This is a genomic window from Micromonospora sp. NPDC050417 (assembly GCF_044458865.1).
Lineage (GTDB): Bacteria > Actinomycetota > Actinomycetes > Mycobacteriales > Micromonosporaceae > Micromonospora_G.
Genome location: NZ_JBITIH010000005.1, coordinates 1 through 17,114 on the forward strand (window position 1 = coordinate 1; position 17,114 = coordinate 17,114).

Annotated in this window: 17 protein-coding genes; 9 read left to right on the forward strand and 8 right to left on the reverse strand. The window is 70.3% G+C overall.

Annotated elements, in window-relative coordinates; genetic code table 11:
- Positions 1 to 432 precede the first annotated feature (432 nt).
- A complete protein-coding gene (mqnC, locus tag ACIBF5_RS08390; RefSeq protein WP_396809431.1) occupies positions 433 to 1,623 on the reverse strand; it encodes a cyclic dehypoxanthinyl futalosine synthase in 1,191 nt (396 codons plus the stop codon).
- Between the two features lie 175 nt (positions 1,624 to 1,798).
- Here mqnC and ACIBF5_RS08395 point away from each other — a divergent pair, with 175 nt between their 5' ends.
- Positions 1,799 to 2,083 (forward strand): hypothetical protein, encoded by a 285-nt coding sequence (locus ACIBF5_RS08395; protein WP_396809433.1) that lies wholly within the window; start codon positions 1,799 to 1,801, stop codon positions 2,081 to 2,083.
- Here ACIBF5_RS08395 and paaE read toward each other — a convergent pair.
- From paaE to paaA, 5 genes are read right to left on the reverse strand one after another with little or no spacing between them, the layout of a single operon-like run.
- Complete coding sequence (gene paaE / locus ACIBF5_RS08400; RefSeq protein WP_396809435.1) at positions 2,071 to 3,186, reverse strand: 1,2-phenylacetyl-CoA epoxidase subunit PaaE; 1,116 nt, start codon at positions 3,184 to 3,186, stop codon at positions 2,071 to 2,073. The genes ACIBF5_RS08395 and paaE overlap by 13 nt on opposite strands.
- Positions 3,183 to 3,665, reverse strand: a complete 483-nt coding sequence (paaD, locus tag ACIBF5_RS08405) for a 1,2-phenylacetyl-CoA epoxidase subunit PaaD (RefSeq protein WP_396809935.1) — start codon at positions 3,663 to 3,665, stop codon at positions 3,183 to 3,185. The genes paaE and paaD overlap by 4 nt, the downstream gene beginning before the upstream one ends.
- Positions 3,666 to 3,678: 13 nt before the next feature.
- Entirely contained in the window at positions 3,679 to 4,404 is a 726-nt protein-coding gene (gene paaC / locus ACIBF5_RS08410) for a 1,2-phenylacetyl-CoA epoxidase subunit PaaC (RefSeq protein WP_396809437.1), read from the reverse strand.
- Positions 4,401 to 4,685 carry a 1,2-phenylacetyl-CoA epoxidase subunit PaaB gene (gene paaB / locus ACIBF5_RS08415; RefSeq protein ID WP_121158135.1) on the reverse strand — a complete coding sequence of 95 codons (285 nt, stop codon included), beginning with the start codon at positions 4,683 to 4,685 and terminating at the stop codon, positions 4,401 to 4,403. Before paaB ends, paaC begins: the two co-directional genes overlap by 4 nt.
- A complete protein-coding gene (paaA, locus tag ACIBF5_RS08420) occupies positions 4,682 to 5,764 on the reverse strand; it encodes a 1,2-phenylacetyl-CoA epoxidase subunit PaaA (protein WP_396809439.1) in 1,083 nt (360 codons plus the stop codon). The genes paaB and paaA overlap by 4 nt, the downstream gene beginning before the upstream one ends.
- 409 nt (positions 5,765 to 6,173) lie before the next feature.
- Here paaA and ACIBF5_RS08425 point away from each other — a divergent pair, with 409 nt between their 5' ends.
- Complete coding sequence (locus ACIBF5_RS08425) at positions 6,174 to 7,157, forward strand: serine hydrolase (RefSeq protein ID WP_396809441.1); 984 nt, start codon at positions 6,174 to 6,176, stop codon at positions 7,155 to 7,157.
- On the forward strand, positions 7,157 to 8,110 hold the full coding sequence (locus ACIBF5_RS08430; RefSeq protein ID WP_396809443.1) for a serine hydrolase: 954 nt from the start codon (positions 7,157 to 7,159) through the stop codon (positions 8,108 to 8,110). The genes ACIBF5_RS08425 and ACIBF5_RS08430 overlap by 1 nt, the downstream gene beginning before the upstream one ends.
- A 9-nt stretch (positions 8,111 to 8,119) precedes the next feature.
- On the opposite strand, the gene ACIBF5_RS08435 is transcribed toward ACIBF5_RS08430, so the two are convergent.
- On the reverse strand, positions 8,120 to 8,968 hold the full coding sequence (locus ACIBF5_RS08435) for a menaquinone biosynthetic enzyme MqnA/MqnD family protein (RefSeq protein WP_396809445.1): 849 nt from the start codon (positions 8,966 to 8,968) through the stop codon (positions 8,120 to 8,122).
- 368 nt (positions 8,969 to 9,336) lie between these two features.
- Here ACIBF5_RS08435 and ACIBF5_RS08440 point away from each other — a divergent pair, with 368 nt between their 5' ends.
- From ACIBF5_RS08440 to ACIBF5_RS08465, 6 genes are all read left to right on the forward strand, one after another.
- Entirely contained in the window at positions 9,337 to 11,319 is a 1,983-nt protein-coding gene (locus ACIBF5_RS08440) for a HelD family protein (protein WP_396809937.1), read from the forward strand.
- Positions 11,320 to 11,407: 88 nt separating this feature from the next.
- Entirely contained in the window at positions 11,408 to 12,229 is an 822-nt protein-coding gene (locus ACIBF5_RS08445) for an NmrA family NAD(P)-binding protein (protein WP_396809447.1), read from the forward strand.
- 87 nt (positions 12,230 to 12,316) lie between these two features.
- Complete coding sequence (locus ACIBF5_RS08450; protein WP_396809449.1) at positions 12,317 to 12,958, forward strand: transporter; 642 nt, start codon at positions 12,317 to 12,319, stop codon at positions 12,956 to 12,958.
- Positions 12,955 to 13,278 carry a transcriptional regulator gene (locus tag ACIBF5_RS08455; protein WP_396809451.1) on the forward strand — a complete coding sequence of 108 codons (324 nt, stop codon included), beginning with the start codon at positions 12,955 to 12,957 and terminating at the stop codon, positions 13,276 to 13,278. The genes ACIBF5_RS08450 and ACIBF5_RS08455 overlap by 4 nt, the downstream gene beginning before the upstream one ends.
- The gene (locus ACIBF5_RS08460; protein WP_396809453.1) at positions 13,275 to 14,189 is read left to right on the forward strand and encodes an ABC transporter ATP-binding protein; all 915 of its coding nucleotides are present in this window, start codon (positions 13,275 to 13,277) and stop codon (positions 14,187 to 14,189) included. Before ACIBF5_RS08455 ends, ACIBF5_RS08460 begins: the two co-directional genes overlap by 4 nt.
- Positions 14,190 to 14,203: 14 nt before the next feature.
- Complete coding sequence (locus tag ACIBF5_RS08465) at positions 14,204 to 14,941, forward strand: ABC transporter permease (RefSeq protein WP_396809455.1); 738 nt, start codon at positions 14,204 to 14,206, stop codon at positions 14,939 to 14,941.
- Between the two features lie 120 nt (positions 14,942 to 15,061).
- Here the strand turns inward: ACIBF5_RS08465 and ACIBF5_RS08470 are convergent, their stop codons facing one another.
- Positions 15,062 to 16,951 carry a M14 family zinc carboxypeptidase gene (locus ACIBF5_RS08470; protein WP_396809457.1) on the reverse strand — a complete coding sequence of 630 codons (1,890 nt, stop codon included), beginning with the start codon at positions 16,949 to 16,951 and terminating at the stop codon, positions 15,062 to 15,064.
- Between the last annotated feature and the right edge of the window lie 163 nt (positions 16,952 to 17,114).

Below are 17,114 nucleotides of genomic sequence, written 5' to 3' on the forward strand. Positions count from 1 at the left end.
GTGGCCCTGCCTGGTTTTTTTACCAAACCACCCCCCCCCCCCCCCCCCCCCTTTTTGTTTTACCCGTCCAAAAAAAAAAACCCCCCCCCCCCCCCGGGGGGGGGGGGGGCCCCCCCCCCCCCCCCCCGCCGACTTGCGTTATGTGGACGGCCCCGCTGGGCCGATGGAGTACGGACGCGCGATTCACCACCGACGCGGCCATGGTGGCGCGGCGGCGCAGAGAATCGCCAGGAGTTTCCCGGAGAAAAGGGAACTACAACCGACGTTAGCGATCACCGTCGACCCGCCGCTACCCGCGTAACTCTTCCGTTATGACGTGCGACGCTGCCGTTTCAGGAATGTCCCATTGATCGGCCCGACCGGCCGGTGGCAGCATCCGACCGGAGCGACCGGGCAACCGGTCGGCCCATGCTGGGCGGCCGACCGTCAGCCCTACTTCGCCTCCACCAACGGTAACGACTTGCCCACCCCTCCGCCCGGCAGGGCGATCGAGGAGAAGTGGGAGACCACCCGGTCGTCACGCGGGTCCTCCTCCGGGGTGCGGTGCACCGCCAGGTGGCGGTAGAGGGTGTCCCGCTGGGCCGGGATCCGGCCGGCGGACCGGATCATCCAGATCAGGTCCTGGAGGTTCGAGCGGTGCCGGGCACCGGCCGAGGAGATGACGTTCTCTTCCAGCATGATCGAGCCCAGGTCGTCGACGCCCATGTGCAGCGCGAGCTGCCCCGCCTCCTTGCCCGTGGTCAGCCAGGACGCCTGCAGGTGCGGCACGGTCTCGAAGAAGAGCCGGGCCACCGCGATCAGCCGCAGGTATTCCAGGGTCGTGGCCTGGGTCCGCCCCTTGAGGTGGTTGTTCTCGGGCTGGTACGTCCACGGGATGAACGACCGGAACCCGCCCGTCCGGTCCTGCACGTCGCGGATCATCCGCATGTGCTCGATCCGTTCGGCGTTGGTCTCGCCGGTCCCCATCATCATCGTGGCGGTGGACTCGATCCCCTGACGGTGGGCGAGCTCCATCACCTCAAGCCAGCGCTGCCCGGACTCCTTCAACGGCGCGATCGCCTTGCGCGGCCGGTCCGGCAGCATCTCGGCGCCGGCGCCCGCGATCGAGTCCAGCCCGGCGACCTTGATCCGACGGATCGCCTCGTCGAGTGAGACGCCGGACACCTTCGCCATGTGCAGGATCTCACTTGGCCCGATCGAGTGGATCACCAACTGCGGGTACGCCGCCTTGACCGAGGAGAAGAGTTCCTCGTAGTACTCCACGCCGTAGTCGGGGTGGTGACCGCCCTGCAACATCACCTGGGTCGCACCGAGTTCGACCGCCTCACCGCACCGGCGCAGGATCTCCTCCGTGGGGTGGGTCCAGCCCTCGCCGTGTTTCGGTGCCCGGTAGAACGCGCAGAACTTGCACGCCGTGACGCAGACGTTGGTGTAGTTGATATTGCGGTCGATGAGGTACGTGACGATGTTGTCCGGGTACCGGCGGCGGCGTACCGCGTCGGCGGCCTCACCGAGGGCGTGGAACGGCGCCTCGGTGTAGAGCAGCAACGCCTCCTCGGGCGTGATCCGCCCACCGTCGGCACCACGTTGCAGGATGTTGTCGATCTCGCGGCTCCCAGTCACAGCTCCGAGCGTACTGGCCGGCCCGGGGGGCGCCCGCAATCGGCCGGGTCAAGCCGGCGTCGGGCCCCCTCCGGAGGTCGATCATCCCGGCACGGGTCCCCCGATCGGTCACCGCGAGGCGATCGAGCCTCGACGGGACAACCGGGTTCGGGGCGAACCCCCAGGCTTCGACGCGATGATCGACACGCGTGGCGGGTGGCCCCAGACCAGTGACAGCGACCCGGGCGCGGATACCCGGTCGGCCCGGTTACGACGCTGGGCGTGGCGACACTCCGCCCCGATCGCCGTAATGCCGTCGCTGTTCTTCATCGGGGTGGGTGCGGTGCTGGGAGCACACCGGATCATGGCGGTACGCCAGGCCGCCGAACCCGCAGCGGAGCCGGCGACAGCCACCGGGCCGGCAACGGCGGCAGAGGTGCCGACGGCGGACGCCGGCCCGGCCACCGGTCAGGCGTCGTAGTCGATCACGAGGCGGTCGCCGACCGGGCTGGACTGGCAGGTCAGGACATAACCAGCGGCGACCTCCTCCGGCTCCAGCGCGTAGTTGCGCGCCATCGACACCTCGCCGGTCACCACCTTCGCCCGGCAGGTCGAACAGACCCCGCCCTTGCACGCGTACGGCAGTTCCCCGCGTACCTTGAGCGCGGCGTCGAGCACCCGCTCGGTCCGGTCCATCCGGAACGACGAGGCCCGACCGTCCAGCACGATGGTCACGTCGGTGCCGGCGGTCGCCGCCGTGGTCGGCCGCACCGGCGGCGCGGGCGGCTCGTCGACATGGAACAACTCGGTGTGTACGGCCTCGGCCGCGACTGCGCGAGCGGCGAGCACGTCCCGGGCGTCGGTGACCATCCCGTACGGGCCGCAGAGGAACCACTCGTCGATCCGCCCGGCTGGCACCAGGTGGTCCAGCAGCCGACGCAGCCGGTCGGCGTCGACCCGACCGGAGAGCAGCGGCGACTCACCGGGCTCCCGGGAGAGCACGTGGATCAGGTGCAGCCGGGACGGGTAGCGGTCCTTCAGGTCGGCCAGTTCCTCGGTGAACATGACGCTGCGCGCGTTGCGGTTGCCGTACACCAGGGTGAAGGTGCTCGCCGGTTCGACGGCGAGGGCGGTCGCGATCAGCGAGAGCACCGGCGTGATCCCCGAGCCGGCCACCACTGCGGCGTAGTGCCGGGTCCGGTCCGGGTGCGGCGCGGTACTGAAGTGCCCGAGCGGCGGCATCACCTCGACCGTGTCGCCGGCGCGGAGCAGACGTCCGGCGAAGCCTGAGAAGGCACCGCCGGGAATCTCGCGGACCCCGATCCGGAGCCGGCCGTGCCCGGCCAACTCGGACGGAGTGGAGCAGATGGAGTACGACCGGCGCACCTCGTCACCGGAGTGTTCGTCGCGTCGCCGCACGGTGAGGTGCTGTCCGGCCTGGAACGCGAAGGTCTCCCGCAGGTCGTCCGGGACCGCGAAGGTGATCGCGACCGCGTCGTCGGTGAGCCGGTCCACGGCGGTGACCGGTAGCGGGTGGAAGACCGGCCGGCGGCGTACCGGACGGGTGATGGTCACGCTGCTCATAACGCCTTCATCTGATCGAACGGTTCACGGCAGGCGCGGCAGCGCCAGAGCGCCTTGCAGGCGGTGGAGCCGAACCGGCTGACCTGCTCGGTGTCGACCGAGTCGCAACGCGGGCAGCGTACGGTCAGCCGCAGCGGCACCGGGCCGTCCGCCGAGGGCGCGGGTCCCGGCGGGGCGATGCCGGCGGCGGCGAGTTTGGCCCGGCCGGACTCGGAGACCCAGTCGGTGCTCCAGGCCGGCGCGTAGACGGTCTCGACCTCGACGTCCGGGTAGCCGGCGGCGGCGAGGGCGATCCGGATGTCCTCCCGGATGACGTCCATCGCCGGGCAGCCGGTGTAGGTGGGGGTGATCGTCACGGTCACCCGGCTGGTTCCCGGGTCCTGCCGCACGTTGCGCAGGATGCCGAGTTCCTCGATGGTCAGCACCCGGATCTCCGGGTCGACCACGGCCGCCGCCGCTGTCCACGGGCTCACCGTCAGCTCCGTCACGGCGTCACCAGCGCGCACCGGGATGCGCCCGGTGCAGCACCTGCATCTCGGCCAGCAGGTACGAGAGATGCTCGGTGTGCACCCCTGAGCGTCCACCGGTCGGCGCCCAGCCGTCGGCCGGGCGTACCAGCGTCGCCTCGGTCAGCACGGCGTCGACCGTGTTCATGAAGGCGGGCCGCAGGCTGGACGGGTCGACCGGCCCCTGGAGGTCGGCGGCGAGGAGTTCGTGCGTGTACGGCCAGATCTGGTCGATCGCCGCCTGCATCCGGTGGTGTGACTCGTCGGTGCCGTCGCCGAGCCGGATGGTCCAGAGTGAGGCGTGGTCGAGGTGGTACGCCGACTCCTTGCGGGCCTTGTCGCCGATGGCGGCGAGCCGCTCGTCGCCGCACCGGCTCAGCGCGGTGTAGAGCGGGAGTTGGTACGCGGCGAGGAAGAGCAGCTTCGCCATGGTGACCGCGAAGTCGCCGTTGGGGAGTTCCACGAGCAGGCAGTTGCGGTACTGCCGATCGTCGCGCAGGTACGCCAGGGCGTCCTCGTCCCGGCCGGCGCCTTCCCGCTCGCCCGCGTACGACAGCAGCAGCCGTGCCGCGCCGAGTTGGTCGAGCGCGATGTTGGCCAGCGCGATGTCCTCTTCCATCTCGGGCGCGGTGGCGGCCCACTCCCCGAGCCGTTGCGCGGCGACGAGGGCGTCGTCGCCGAGCTGGAGCAGGTGTTCGACTGAGGTGGTCACAGGTGAGCCACCCCGTCGGGCACCTCGTAGAAGGTCGGGTGGCGGTAGATCTTGTCGGCGGCCGGTTCGAAGAAGGCGTCCTTCTCGTCCGGGCTGGACGCGGTGATCGCACCCGCCGGCACCACCCAGATGGATACGCCCTCCTGGCGCCGGGTGTAGAGGTCCCGGGCGTTACGCAGGGCCAGTTCTGCGTCGGGCGCGTGGAGGCTGCCGACGTGTGTGTGGGACAGACCCCGCCGGGCCCGTACGAACACCTCCCACAACGGCGACGACTCGCTCATCGGGCCGGCTCCAGGGTGCGGGCGGCGCGCTTGGCGGCGTACGCGGTGGCGGCCTCACGTACCCAGGCGCCCTCGGTGTGCGCCCGACGGCGGTGGTCGATCCGTTGCCGGTTGCACGGCCCATCGCCCTTGATCACTCGCATCAGCTCCGCGTAGTCCGGCTGGGTGTAGTCGTGTGCCTGGCGCTGCTCGTTCCAGCGCAGATCCGGGTCGGGCAGCCGGAGACCGAGGAAGCCGGCCTGCTGTACACACATGTCGACGAAGCGTTGTCGCAGTTCGTCGTTGGAGAAGCGCTTGATCTTCCAGGCCATGGACTGGGCGGAGTGGGTCGAGTCGCCATCGGGTGGACCGAACATCGCCAACGACGGGTACCACCAGCGGTCCACCGCGTCCTGGGCCATGGCCTGCTGGTCCGGGGTGCCGTGGGACAGGGTGTGCAGGATCTCGTAGCCCTGACGCTGGTGGAAGGACTCCTCCTTGCAGACCCGGATCATGGCGCGGGCGTACGGCCCGTACGAGCACCGGCACAGCGGCACCTGGTTGACGATCGCCGCACCATCCACCAGCCACCCGATGGCACCAACGTCGGCCCAGGTCAGGGTGGGGTAGTTGAAGATCGAGCTGTATTTCTGGCGGCCTTCGAGCAGCATGTCGACAAGTTCGTCCCGGCTGATCCCGAGCGTCTCGGCGGCGGCGTAGAGGTAGAGGCCGTGCCCGGCCTCGTCCTGGACCTTTGCCAACAGGATCGCCTTGCGCTTGAGCGAGGGGGCACGGCTGATCCAGTTGCCCTCTGGCTGCATGCCGATGATCTCGGAGTGGGCATGCTGGGCGATCTGGCGGATCAACGTCTTCCGGTAGGAGTCGGGCATCCAGTCCCGGGGTTCGATCTTCTGGTCCGCCTCGATCACGGCGGTGAAGTAGTAGTCGAGATCACTTTCGCTCGCCTCGGACAGATCGACGCCGGCCCCGGGCCGCGCCTGCGTGGCCGCAGCCCGCAACGCCGCCTCAGCCGCCTCGACCTGGCCGATCAAGCCATCGGCCGGCTCGTCGGACGCATCGGAGAAGTCATTGCCGTACACACCCACAGTGTTACAGCTCAAACATGAGTAGGCCAGGGGGTGTCACAGGAAATGAGGGACGAACACTCTGGGTAACCAATTACTTACACAACCCTGCAAATTGGTCCAAGTTGGACAAAACGCCTCTGACTTTCGAAGATCGACTCGCACAAACCCTTATCCCATAAGGGATATATCGGCGTGTCTTTACCGGAACTTCATGCAATGCCCATCGGATACATCGACCCTGGTCACGTAAGCTTTCCGAGTCGGCCCCCATCACTCCCGGGCAGGTCACGGCCGGTGCGACCGGACAACGAGGGGGTCGTCGGGATCGACAGCACCAGACAGCCAGACCCGAGCAGGACCACACCCCAAGCGCGTACGCCCCACTCCCCCGGGGACCCGACTTCGTGGAGTTCGACCGCTCATGCGCCCTCGTGTGATCACGGTGCTCGCCCTCGCGACCCTCGTCGCCGGGAGCGTGCCGGCCACGTACGCCCGGGAGACCGCCCGCCCGGTGCCCGGGCCGACCCCGGCAGCCCCGGCCACTGCCGCCGCCCCGGTCCCGCCCGCCGCCCCGCCACCGCCGCCGACGCTCGCCACCGCCCCGGTGGACATCCGGGTCGACGACGGCTTCTTCGCCTGGGCCCTGCTCGACCGCGACACCGGCACGATCTCCGGCTCGCCGAACCGGGCCGCCACCAACACCAGCCAGTCGATGATCAAAGCCTGGCTGGTGTCGGACTACCTCCGGCGGCTCGGCGACCGGCAACCCCCGGCGGCGCGGCTACGCGACGCCTCCCGAGCCATCCTGGACAGCGACGACCGCGCGGCCGAGACCCTGTTCCGACTGGGCGGTGGTCGACCGGTGATCGACCGCATGATCAAGATGTGCGGGCTGACCGAGACGAAACCGGTGATCCCACCCGGCGACGACGCGGTCTGGTGGAGCTACACGGCGATCTCCGCCCGGGACGCGGTCCGAATGGGTGAGTGCGTCAAGAACGGCACCGCCGCCGGACCGAAGTGGACCCGGTGGGTCCTCGACGAGATGAGCCGGGTGAGAGGCAGCACCGCGGCCGAAGACCAACGCAGCACCAGCGGCGGTGGCCGGTGGGGAATCATCGACGGCCTGCCCAGGGAGATCACCGACCAGGGCCCGATCTCGATCAAGAACGGCTGGACGATGATCGGTGCGGACGGGTCGTGGCACCTCAACTGCCTCGCGCTGGCGGACGACTGGGTGCTCGCGGTGCTGTTGCGCTATCCACAGCGTCGAGGGCTGGACCACGGCGCGCAGCTCTGCGCCAGCGTGGCCACCCAACTGGTCACCCCGCAGCCCGGCGCCGCCCTCAAGGTGCCCGTGCCGGTGGGTAAAGCAGCCCGGGCCGGCACGGGAGGGGCGAACTGATGGCCACGCCGCACAGGACCGACGACCAGGGCGCCAGGCAGATCACGCCACTGCGGATCATCGTCATCACCGGCGTACTCCTGGCCCTGGTCTTTGCCGTGCTCGGGTTTCTGCCGGGATCTCCACTGGCGGTCCGCGCCGCTGTGGAGTGGGCCGACGCCCCGGAGATGGCCGGCACCGCCTCCGCCGGCAAGCGGGTGGTTCCAGCGACCCCGACCCCGACACCCACGCCGACGCCGACGCCGAGCCCGGAACTGCCGCCGCTCGCGCTGCACCCCACCGACGTCAAGATCGACGCAAAGGGCTGGTGGGCCTGGGCCCTCCAGGACACCAGGACCGGTGAGATCCACGGCTCGGGCAACATGGGCGAGACCAATGCCACCGCTTCCCTGATCAAGGCATGGATCGGCGCGGACTTCCTGCGCCGGGCCGCCGAGGCCGACAGGAAGCCAACCGACACCCAACTGCACCAGGTTCGGATCATGATCCGGGACAGCGACAACGCCGCCGCCACCTCGCTCTACCAGACGATCGGCGGGTCCGCCTCGATCAAGCGATTGATCAGCATCTGCAAGCTGACCGACAGCAGGGCCAACGGCGGCTGGAGCCGTACGGCGCTCTCGCCCCGGGACGTCACCCGGCTCGCCGCCTGCATCGGCGACGGCCGGGCCGCCGGCCCCACCTGGACGAAGTGGCTGCTCGACGAGATGCGGGCGGTCCGGGGTTCAGGCGACTTCGGTATCCGCAAGGCCTTCCCGGCGATCGTCCAGAAGACGATCGCGATCAAGAACGGCTGGGTCGAACGTACCGCCGAGCAGGAGGTGAACGTGAACTGCCTGGCCATCGGGGACGGCTGGACCATGGGCGTGATGACCCGTTACCCGATCGAACTCGGCTACTCCCACGGCTTCAAGATCTGCGAGCAGATCGCCGCGCAGCTCCGTACGGACTGAGCCCCGGCCTCAGCCGGCGAAGAAGGCCGGACCGTGCTCGGGCAACGGCGGCGTGGCACCGATCGCCGCGGCACGACGGGCGAACTCCCGCAACCCGCCGACCTGGCGCTCGCCGAGGGAGAAGTCGAGCACCCGGAAGTAGGACGCCAGGGTCGCGGCGTCGAACGGCTCCCAGCGGGCCGCCGCCTCGGCCACCTCGTCCAACTCGGCGACGCAGAGGTCACGGGAGCGCAGGAACGCCTGGTGCACCTCCTTGACCCGGCCCGGGTGGGCGGCGGCGAAGTCGCGCCGTACGGCCCAGACGGCGAAGACCATGGGTAGCCCGGTCCAGTCGCGCCACGCCTGTCCGAGGTCGGTGACCGACAGCCCCCGCCCCGGCGCCTCGTAGAGCGCGCGGAGCGCGACATCGCCGATCAGCACCCCGGCGTCGGCTTCAAGCAGCATCTGGGTCAGGTCGGGCGGACAGGTGAAGTAGTCGGGCCGTACGCCGTACCGGTCGGCGAGCAGCATCTGGGCCAGCAGCACCCCGGTACGGGAGGTCGAGCCGAGCGCCACCCGGGCCCCGTCCAGGTCGGCCAGCGGCCGGGTGGAGACGACGTTCACCGAGAGCACCGGGCCGTCGCTGCCGACCGCGAGGTCCGGCAGGAGGAGCAGTTCGTCGGCGTGACGCAGATACTCGACCAGGGTGATCGGGCCGATGTCCAGGTCACCCGCGACCAGGGCGGCGCTGAGCCGCTCCGGCGTGTCCTTGTGCAGGTCGAAGTCGATCAACGCCCCGGACCGCATCAACCCCCAGTAGATCGGCAGGCAGTTGAGAAACTGGATGTGCCCTACCCGAGGTCGCTGAAGATCACCCATGAACTCCACCGTAACCGCCGTCCCGGGCAGTCGCTCCACCAGTCACCAACGAAGTGGCCAACCCCGCACAGCCGGAGAAGGAAGGGCCCCTTGTTATCGGATTCTGTAGAGGAAGGGGCCCCTCCTACTCTCGCGCGCGTAATTCGGTGGAGCGGTGCGGTTGGGTGGGCGTACTGTGGGTGGTCGCTTGACGGCCGCGGTGAGGTAGCCACCGCAGCGGACGTCCCCGCGCCGGGTGCCGGCCAACCGCCCCCGGACACGCGAGCGAGCAGCAGGTGATCCGACAGGACGTCAACGTGCCCGCACTCGAAACCGACCTCACCTCGGAACGCGAACATCTCGCCGCCTCCCGTGCCGCCCTGCACCGGATGCGACAACGCGCCGAGGCCCTCTTCAGCACCGGCGAGAACGTCGCCGGTGACTCCTACACGGCGGAAATGCTCGGCCGTACGCTCTCCCGCCGGGTCGCCGAACTCGCCGACGACCCGACCACCCCGCTCTTCTTCGGTCGACTCACCTTTCCCGAGGTCGACTACCACATCGGTCGGCGGCACATCACCGACGACCTCGGCGAGCCGATGGTGCTGGACTGGCGGGCACCGGTCTCCCGGTCGTTCTACCGGGCCAGTGTCCGCGACCCGCAGGGCGTCGCCACCCGGCGCCGCTTCGGCTTCAGCGCCGGCGTCCTGACCAGCTTCGAAGACGAGCACCTGGACCGGGGCGAGGAGCTCGGCACCGCCTCCCGGATCCTCACCGCCGAGATCGAACGCCCCCGCGTCGGCCCGATGCGCGACATCGTCGCCACCATCCAGCCGGAGCAGGACGAACTGGTCCGGGCCGAACTGGAGACCTCGATCTGCGTACAGGGGGCACCCGGCACCGGCAAGACGGCCGTCGGGCTGCACCGCGCCGCGTACCTGCTCTACCTGCACCGCGAACGGCTGCGCCGTTCCGGCGTACTCATCGTCGGGCCGAACCGGGCGTTCCTGTCCTACATCGCCGCCGTACTCCCCGCGCTCGGTGAGGTGGAGGTAGCCCAGGCAACGGTCGAGGACCTGGTCACCGCCGCCTCCGTCCGGCCGGAGTTCGGGGAGCGTGGACGCACCGTCGCCGTCCGGGGCAGCGACACCCCGGCCGTCGCCGCGCTCAAACACGACGTACGGATGGCCGAGGTGCTGCGCCGGGCGGTTGACGCCCACATCCGCAAACCCGAGGAGTCGATCACCGTCTCGGACGGTTCGTTCCGCTGGCGGATCGGGGCCGAGGTGCTGCGCCGAGTGGTCGACGAGGCTCGCCGGGAGCGGCTGCCGTACGGCCTCGGCCGCGAACGGGTCCGGGCCCGGGTGGTCAGCCTGCTGCAACGGCAGGCCGAGGCACGCCGGGGCGAGTCCCCGAACGACGCCTGGCTGCGCCGGATGGGCAAGGCCACACCGGTGACCGGGTTCCTCGACGCGGCCTGGCCGGCGCTCACCCCGGACGGGCTGGTGCACCACCTCTTCACCGACCCCGACGCGCTCGCCACCGCCGCTGGCGACCTGCTCACCGCCGCCGAACAGGAACTCCTGGTCTGGGCGAAGCCGCCCCGGGCCGCCCGCGCGGCGAAATGGAGCGCCGCGGACGCGGTCCTGATCGACGAGGCAGCCGGCCTGATCGAACGGGTGGCCAGCTTCGGTCACGTGGTCGTCGACGAGGCACAGGATCTCTCCCCGATGCAGTGTCGGGCGATCGCCCGCCGTAGCGTGCACGGCTCCGTCACCCTCCTCGGCGACCTCGCCCAGGGCACCGCGCCGTGGGCCGCCACCGACTGGCGGGAGTCCCTGGCGCACCTGGGCAAGCCGGACGCCGCCGTGGTGCCGCTGACCATCGGCTTCCGGGTGCCGGCGGCGGTGGTCGCGTTCGCCAACCGGCTGCTGCCGTCGCTCGCGGTCGACGTTCCGCCGGCCGAGTCGCTGCGCCGCGACGGCGCACTCGACCTGCGTACGGTGGACGACCTGGACGCGGCGACGGTGACGGAGGTGCGGGCGGCCCTGGCGTACGAGGGCTCGGTGGCGGTGATCGCCGCGGACGTGGCGGTCGACCGGCTGGCCGGCGCGCTCGCCGAGGCCGGGATCGCCACCTCGACCGCCGACGACGTCGAGGCCACCGAGCGGGTCACCGTGGTGCCGGCGACCCTGGTCAAGGGCCTGGAGTACGACCACGTCATCGTCGTCGAGCCGGCGCAGATCGTGGCCGCCGAGTCCCGGGGTCTGCACCGGCTCTACGTGGTGCTGACCCGGGCCGTCTCCCGCCTTGCCGTGCTCCACCACGACCCACTCCCCGAACCGCTCGGCCCGGTGATCGACACCCGGTAATTCGGTGGCGTGACCGCGCGGCACGGTGTTGCCTGGCGACCGTCGAACGTCCAGACGAGTCCGCTCGCCATGCCTCCAGGGAACTCACGTGATCGTTGTCACCGCCGCATCTGGCGCGCTCGGCCGGCTGGTCGTCGCGGAACTGTGCAAGCGCGTACCCGCCGACCGGGTTGTCGCCGCCGTACGCGACCCCGCCCGCGCCACCGATCTGGCCAGGTGGGGTGTCGAGGTACGGCACGGCGACTACGACGACCCGGCGAGCCTGCGCTCGGCGCTGCGGGGTGCGGAGCGGCTGCTGCTGATCTCCTCCCCCGAACTGGCCCCGGACCGCCGGATCCGGCAGCACCTGGCCACGATCGAGGCCGCCACCGGCAGCGGCGTACGGGCTATCGCCTACACCAGTTTCCTCGGCGCCGACCGCAGCGGTGAGGGCCTGAACGCCGCCCATCACGTCACCGAGCGCGCCATCGTCGACAGTGGACTGCCGTACACCATGCTCCGGCACCCGTTCTACAGCGAGGCGTTCCTCAACGCCGGTCTACGGGCGGCGGTCGACACCGGCGAACTGACCAGCGGTACGGGTGGTCGTGGCCTCAACACGGCGTTCCGGAGTGATCTCGCCGAGGTTGCCGCCAACGTGCTCTCCGATGACGCGCACCTGGGCCGGGGGTACGACCTGACCGGGCCGTCGTGGACGTACCCGCAGCTCGCCGAGGTGCTGAGCGAGGTCAGCGGCAAGCTGGTCACGTACCGGGAGGCCACCGGGGAGGCACCGGGTGCGATGGGCTTCCTGATGGGGCTGGCCCGGTCCGGGGCACTCGTTCGGCAAACCGGGGATCTGCACCGGCTGCTGGGCCGTCCGCCGACCACTCTCCGACAGGCCGTGGTGGGCCTGCTCGGCGGGGAGTGACCACCGGCCCGCGGAGTCGGGTCGGGTCGGGTCGGGTCGGCGACAGGGTCGAGCGCACCAAGCACTTTGCGCGATAAAGTTGTTTGCGTGATCCTCGACGATGACGACCGGCCGCCGGCCAGCCCGGCCGAGACCCTGCGGCTGATCCGCCGGCAACAGGCCGAAGCGGCCCGCCACCTCAGCCCCGACCCCCGCCTCGTCTACTGGCCCTGGGGCATCGCCTGGCTGATCGGATTCGCCCTCTTCTTCCTCCGCTTCGGCCCGGACGACCGGGTCTTCGTGAACCTGCCCGAGTGGCTGCCGCTGACCGCGCTCTTCATCCTGCTCGCCGCCGCCGGGACACTCAGCGCGATCGGCGGCGCCCGGGCGTACGGGCAGGTCACCGGTGACTCGTCCCGCCGTGGCCAGTGGTACGGCATCGCCTGGATGCTCGGCTTCGTCACCTACGGCGTCACCCTCGGCCGGGTCACCGACCACCTGCCGGACGACCTCGCCCGACTCCTCTGGGCGGCCGGCGCGGTCGGCCTGACCGGGGTGCTACACCTGGCCGGCGGGGCGATCTGGCTGGACCGCAACCTGTTCCGGCTCGGCATCTGGCTCACGCTGATCAACATCATCGGGGTGTACGCCGGACCCGGCTGGCACGCGCTGATCGTCGCGGTCGCCGGTGGCGGCGGCATGCTGGTCGGCGGCGTGATCGCCTGGCTCAGGCGCGGGAGCGGTTCGTGACCGGGCCGCCCGAACTCGACCCGATCATCCATGTGCAGGCCCGACTACGGGTGGTCTCGACGCTGGCCACTCTCGCCGAGGGCGACCGGATCACCTTCCCCCGCCTCCAGGAAATCCTGGGGATGACCGCCGGCAACCTCTCGGTGCACCTCCGCAAGCTCGAAGACGCCCGGTACGTCGAGGTCACCAAGACCCACCAGGGACGTACGCCCGCCACCCTGGTCCGGCTCAGCCGGCGCGGGCAACTGGCATTCGAGGAGTACACCGCCGCCCTGCTTGCCCTGCTCGACCCAACCACCCCCGCCAAGGAGTCGACATGATTCTCGCCCGCGCAGAACGGGCCACCCGCCGGTACGGCGAGGTGACCGCGCTCCACCAGGTCAGCTTCGAGGTCGGAGCGGGCGAACTCGTCGGACTGCTCGGGCCGAACGGTGCCGGCAAGAGCACCCTGTTGAGCCTGCTCGTCGGCGTACGCCGGGTCACCGAGGGCCGGGTGGAACTCTTCGGCGGCGACCCGCGCGACCCGGGCCGGCGGCAGCGGCTCGGCGTGACCCCACAGGAGACCGGCCTGCCCCCGACCCTGCGGGTCGGCGAGGTGGTCGACTTCGTCTCCGCGCACTACACCAACCCGATCCCCCGGGCCGAGTTGCTCGACCAGTTCGGCATCACCGACCTGGCCCGACGCCAGACCGGCGGGCTCTCCGGCGGGCAGAAACGGCGGCTCGCCATCGCCCTGGCCTTCGTCGGACGCCCGGAGCTGGTGATCCTGGACGAGCCGACCACCGGCCTCGACGTGGAGGCCCGGCACAGCCTCTGGGCCGCCATCCGGGCCTACCACGCCGACGGTGGGACGGTTCTGCTGAGCAGCCACTACCTGGAGGAGGTCGAGGCGCTCGCCCAGCGGGTGGTGGTGCTCGGCCAAGGGCGGGTGCTCGCCGACGACACGGTCGGGGCGATCCGCGACATCGTCGGCGTACGCCGGGTCAGCCTGACCGTCGCCGACCTGCCGGCGCTGCCGGGCGTGCTCGGCGTCGAGCGAACCGACGGGCGCACCCACCTGCTCACCGCGGACGCGGACCAGCTTGTCCGGGACCTCGTCACGTCGAACGTCCCCTTCTCCGACCTGGAGATCCGGCCCACCTCGCTGGAAGAGGCGTTCCTGACCCTGACCGCCGGTGCCGGCCAACCGGTCGGCACCGGCTCGTCCGCCGCCCAACCGATCACCGCCTGACCGGGGGAACCGCCATGCAGCTCGCGCTCGTACACGCCAGATACCAACTCCTGGAGACGATCCGGATCCCGATCGCGGTGATCGGCAGCGCCTTCTTCCCAGCCGCCTCGATGCTCTTCTTCGTGGTGCCGTTCGCCGGCGACGACCCGGTCGGGGCCACCTTCGCCACCGCCTCGATGGTCACCTTCGCGGTGATGAGCAGCAACATCTTCCAGTACGGCATCGGCGTGGCCGAGGACCGCGCCCAGCCCTGGGACCCCTACACCCGTACGCTGCCGACCGGACCGGCCCCACGCTTCGCCGGCCGGATCCTCGCCGGCCTGGCGCTCACCTTCGTCTCGCTGATCCCGGTGGTGGTCATAGCGGCGGTCGCCACCGCGGCAACGATCACGCCCGCCTCGTTCCTGCTCGCGCTCGGCGCGGTGGTCGTGGCCGCGGTGCCGTTCACGCTGCTGGGGCTCACCATCGGGTACGCGCTGCCAAGCAAGGCCGCGATCGTGGTGGCGCAGATCGTCTTCTTCCCGCTCGCCTTCGGTGGCGGCCTGCTCTCCTCCCCCGGCGACGCGCCCGCGTTCATCGAGACGATTGCTCCCTACCTGCCGACCCGGGGTGCGGTCGAGCTGATGTGGGCGGCGGTCGGCGACTTCCGGCCGGACACCACCGCGCTGGTCATGCTCGGTGTCTGGGTCGTGGTGCTGGCGTCCACCGCCGGGTGGGCGTACCGGCGGGACGAGGGTCGCCGGTTCAGCTGACGACGCCGGTTGCGCCGACGACGCTGGTCCCGCTGGCGACGCCGGTTGGTCTGACGACGCCACCGACGGCTGCCCCGTCGACCGGTCACCGGTCGACGGGGCAGTGTCGCGCGGATGTGATCAGGAGCTGGTGATCGTCACGTTGTCCACGCCCGCCTCGACCAGGCTCGCGCCGGAGGCGTCGGTCGCCTCCACCAGGATCCGGACCGACTGGCCCGCGTACGCGGAGAGGTTGAGGTTCGCCGACGTCCACGCGCCGTCGCGGTTGCTCGCCGCCCCGGCCTGGGTGAGCAGGGCGGTGGTACCGCTGTTGTGCACCACGCTGACCCGGAAGAAGTCCGCCGAGGACGAGTTCGCACCGTGCGCGAGGTACCAGTTGAGCGAGAGGGTCAGCGTGCCGCTGCTCGGCAATGTCACCGCAGGCGAACGGGCACTGGTCAGCCCGCCGTCGATGTCGTAATCACCGGCGGCGGTGCCGGCGAGCCGACCGGTCACCAGGTCGTTGCTGCCGCCCGCCGGGGCGAGCTGCTTGGCGCCGCTGGAGTTGGTCGCCTGGGCGGTCCCCCGCTCCCAGACGCCGGAGGTGGCGGTGTCCGTGGCGGACGGGTTGACGGTCCAGCCGGTCGCGGTCTCGAACGTGTCCGACCAGACGGTGGTACCGCCCCCGCCGCCGCCGCAGTACTGCGCCTGCTTGCCGATCACCCGGTACGGGCAGTCGGCGGCCTCGCTGAGCAACAGCACCGCCTCCCGGTTGCGGGAGGTCTGCGCGGGGATGACCTCGTCGGGTGGGTAGAAGCCGCCGCCGCCGGACGGGCCCGGGTACATCTCGAAGGTGTACGCCCAGATCTTGTGCTGACCCCACATCCAGTCGATGCTGTCGCCGTCGGTGATGTAGAGGTCGGAGGACTGCTCCGGGGTGTAGCCGTTGGTGGCGGCCATCTGCTGGCCGAGGGTCCGGAACGTCGCCTCCTGGTCCGCGTCGAGTCCTGGCGCGGTGTTCGCCGTGGTGTAGCCGTACGGCCAGAGCACCAGCTGCGAGTACGTGTGGAAGTCGATGTTCGCCTTGATCTGCTGGGTGCCGCTGACCACCCGGCTGTTGACGAAGTTGCGCAGCGCCTGGGTCTCCGGGGCGGAGAAGGCGGACGGGCCGCGGTACGTCTCCGACGAGGTCGAGCCGGAGGAGCCGCCGCAGCAGCCCCAGTTGTAGCTCCAGTTACGGTTCAGGTCGGTGCCGACGTTCGACGAGCCGCTGTTCGGCTGCCGGTTCTTCCGCCAGGACCGGTACGAGCCGGTGGCGATGTCGTACTCGCTGCCGTCCGGGTTGACCGTCGGCACGATCCAGATCTCCCGGGTGTTCACGATGTTGGTGATCCGGGAGTCGGAACCGTAGTTGTCGGTGAAGAGGTTGAGCAGGTAGATCGCCATCTCGACGGTCAGGTGCTCACGGGCGTGCTGCTGGGAGTTGAACAGGATCTCCGGCTCGGCCTCGTCCGTACCGACGTTGTCCGAGATCTTGATGACGGGCAGGTCCCGGCCCTCGTACGAGCTGCCGATGCTGGACTTACGGGCGATCGTCGGGTGGTCCGACACCACCTGGTTGATCACCGCTGTCAGCTCCGCGTAGTCGTGGTAGTTCGAGTCCGCGGGCGGGAAGGCGAAGGTGCCCACCCCATCGGTGGCGCCCCGCGACGGGGGTGCCGGTACCGCCTCCAGCGTGAAGCCGAGCGCGGTGATCGCCTTCACCTCGGCTGCGGTGGCGGTGACGTTCAGGATGCCGTGCTCGCTGTAGTTGATCGCCACGCCGGTCCGGGCGACCGCGTTCCGGTCGTCCAGCGTGCGCGGGCCGATCACCCGGTATTCGGCACTGGTGGCGGCGCCGACCACGTCCGGCTTGGGGTCGGCGGAGACCGGGGCGGTCACCGCGGCGAAGAGTCCGATCGCGAGGGTCGTCGCGAGGGCCAGGGTCCGGCGCCGGGACGATCGCCGGGGTACGAGGGTACGGAAGGGCATGCAAAACCTCCTGGGGGTGCGGAGATTCCCGCTCTGTACCGCACACTGCACCACCCGTTACATGGTCATATCAATGGCGATCACTCTCTGTTCCATGTCAACATCATCGTCACGTCGGCAAAAAATGCCGCACAGGCGTGACGGAATGAAGAAAATCGCCAGT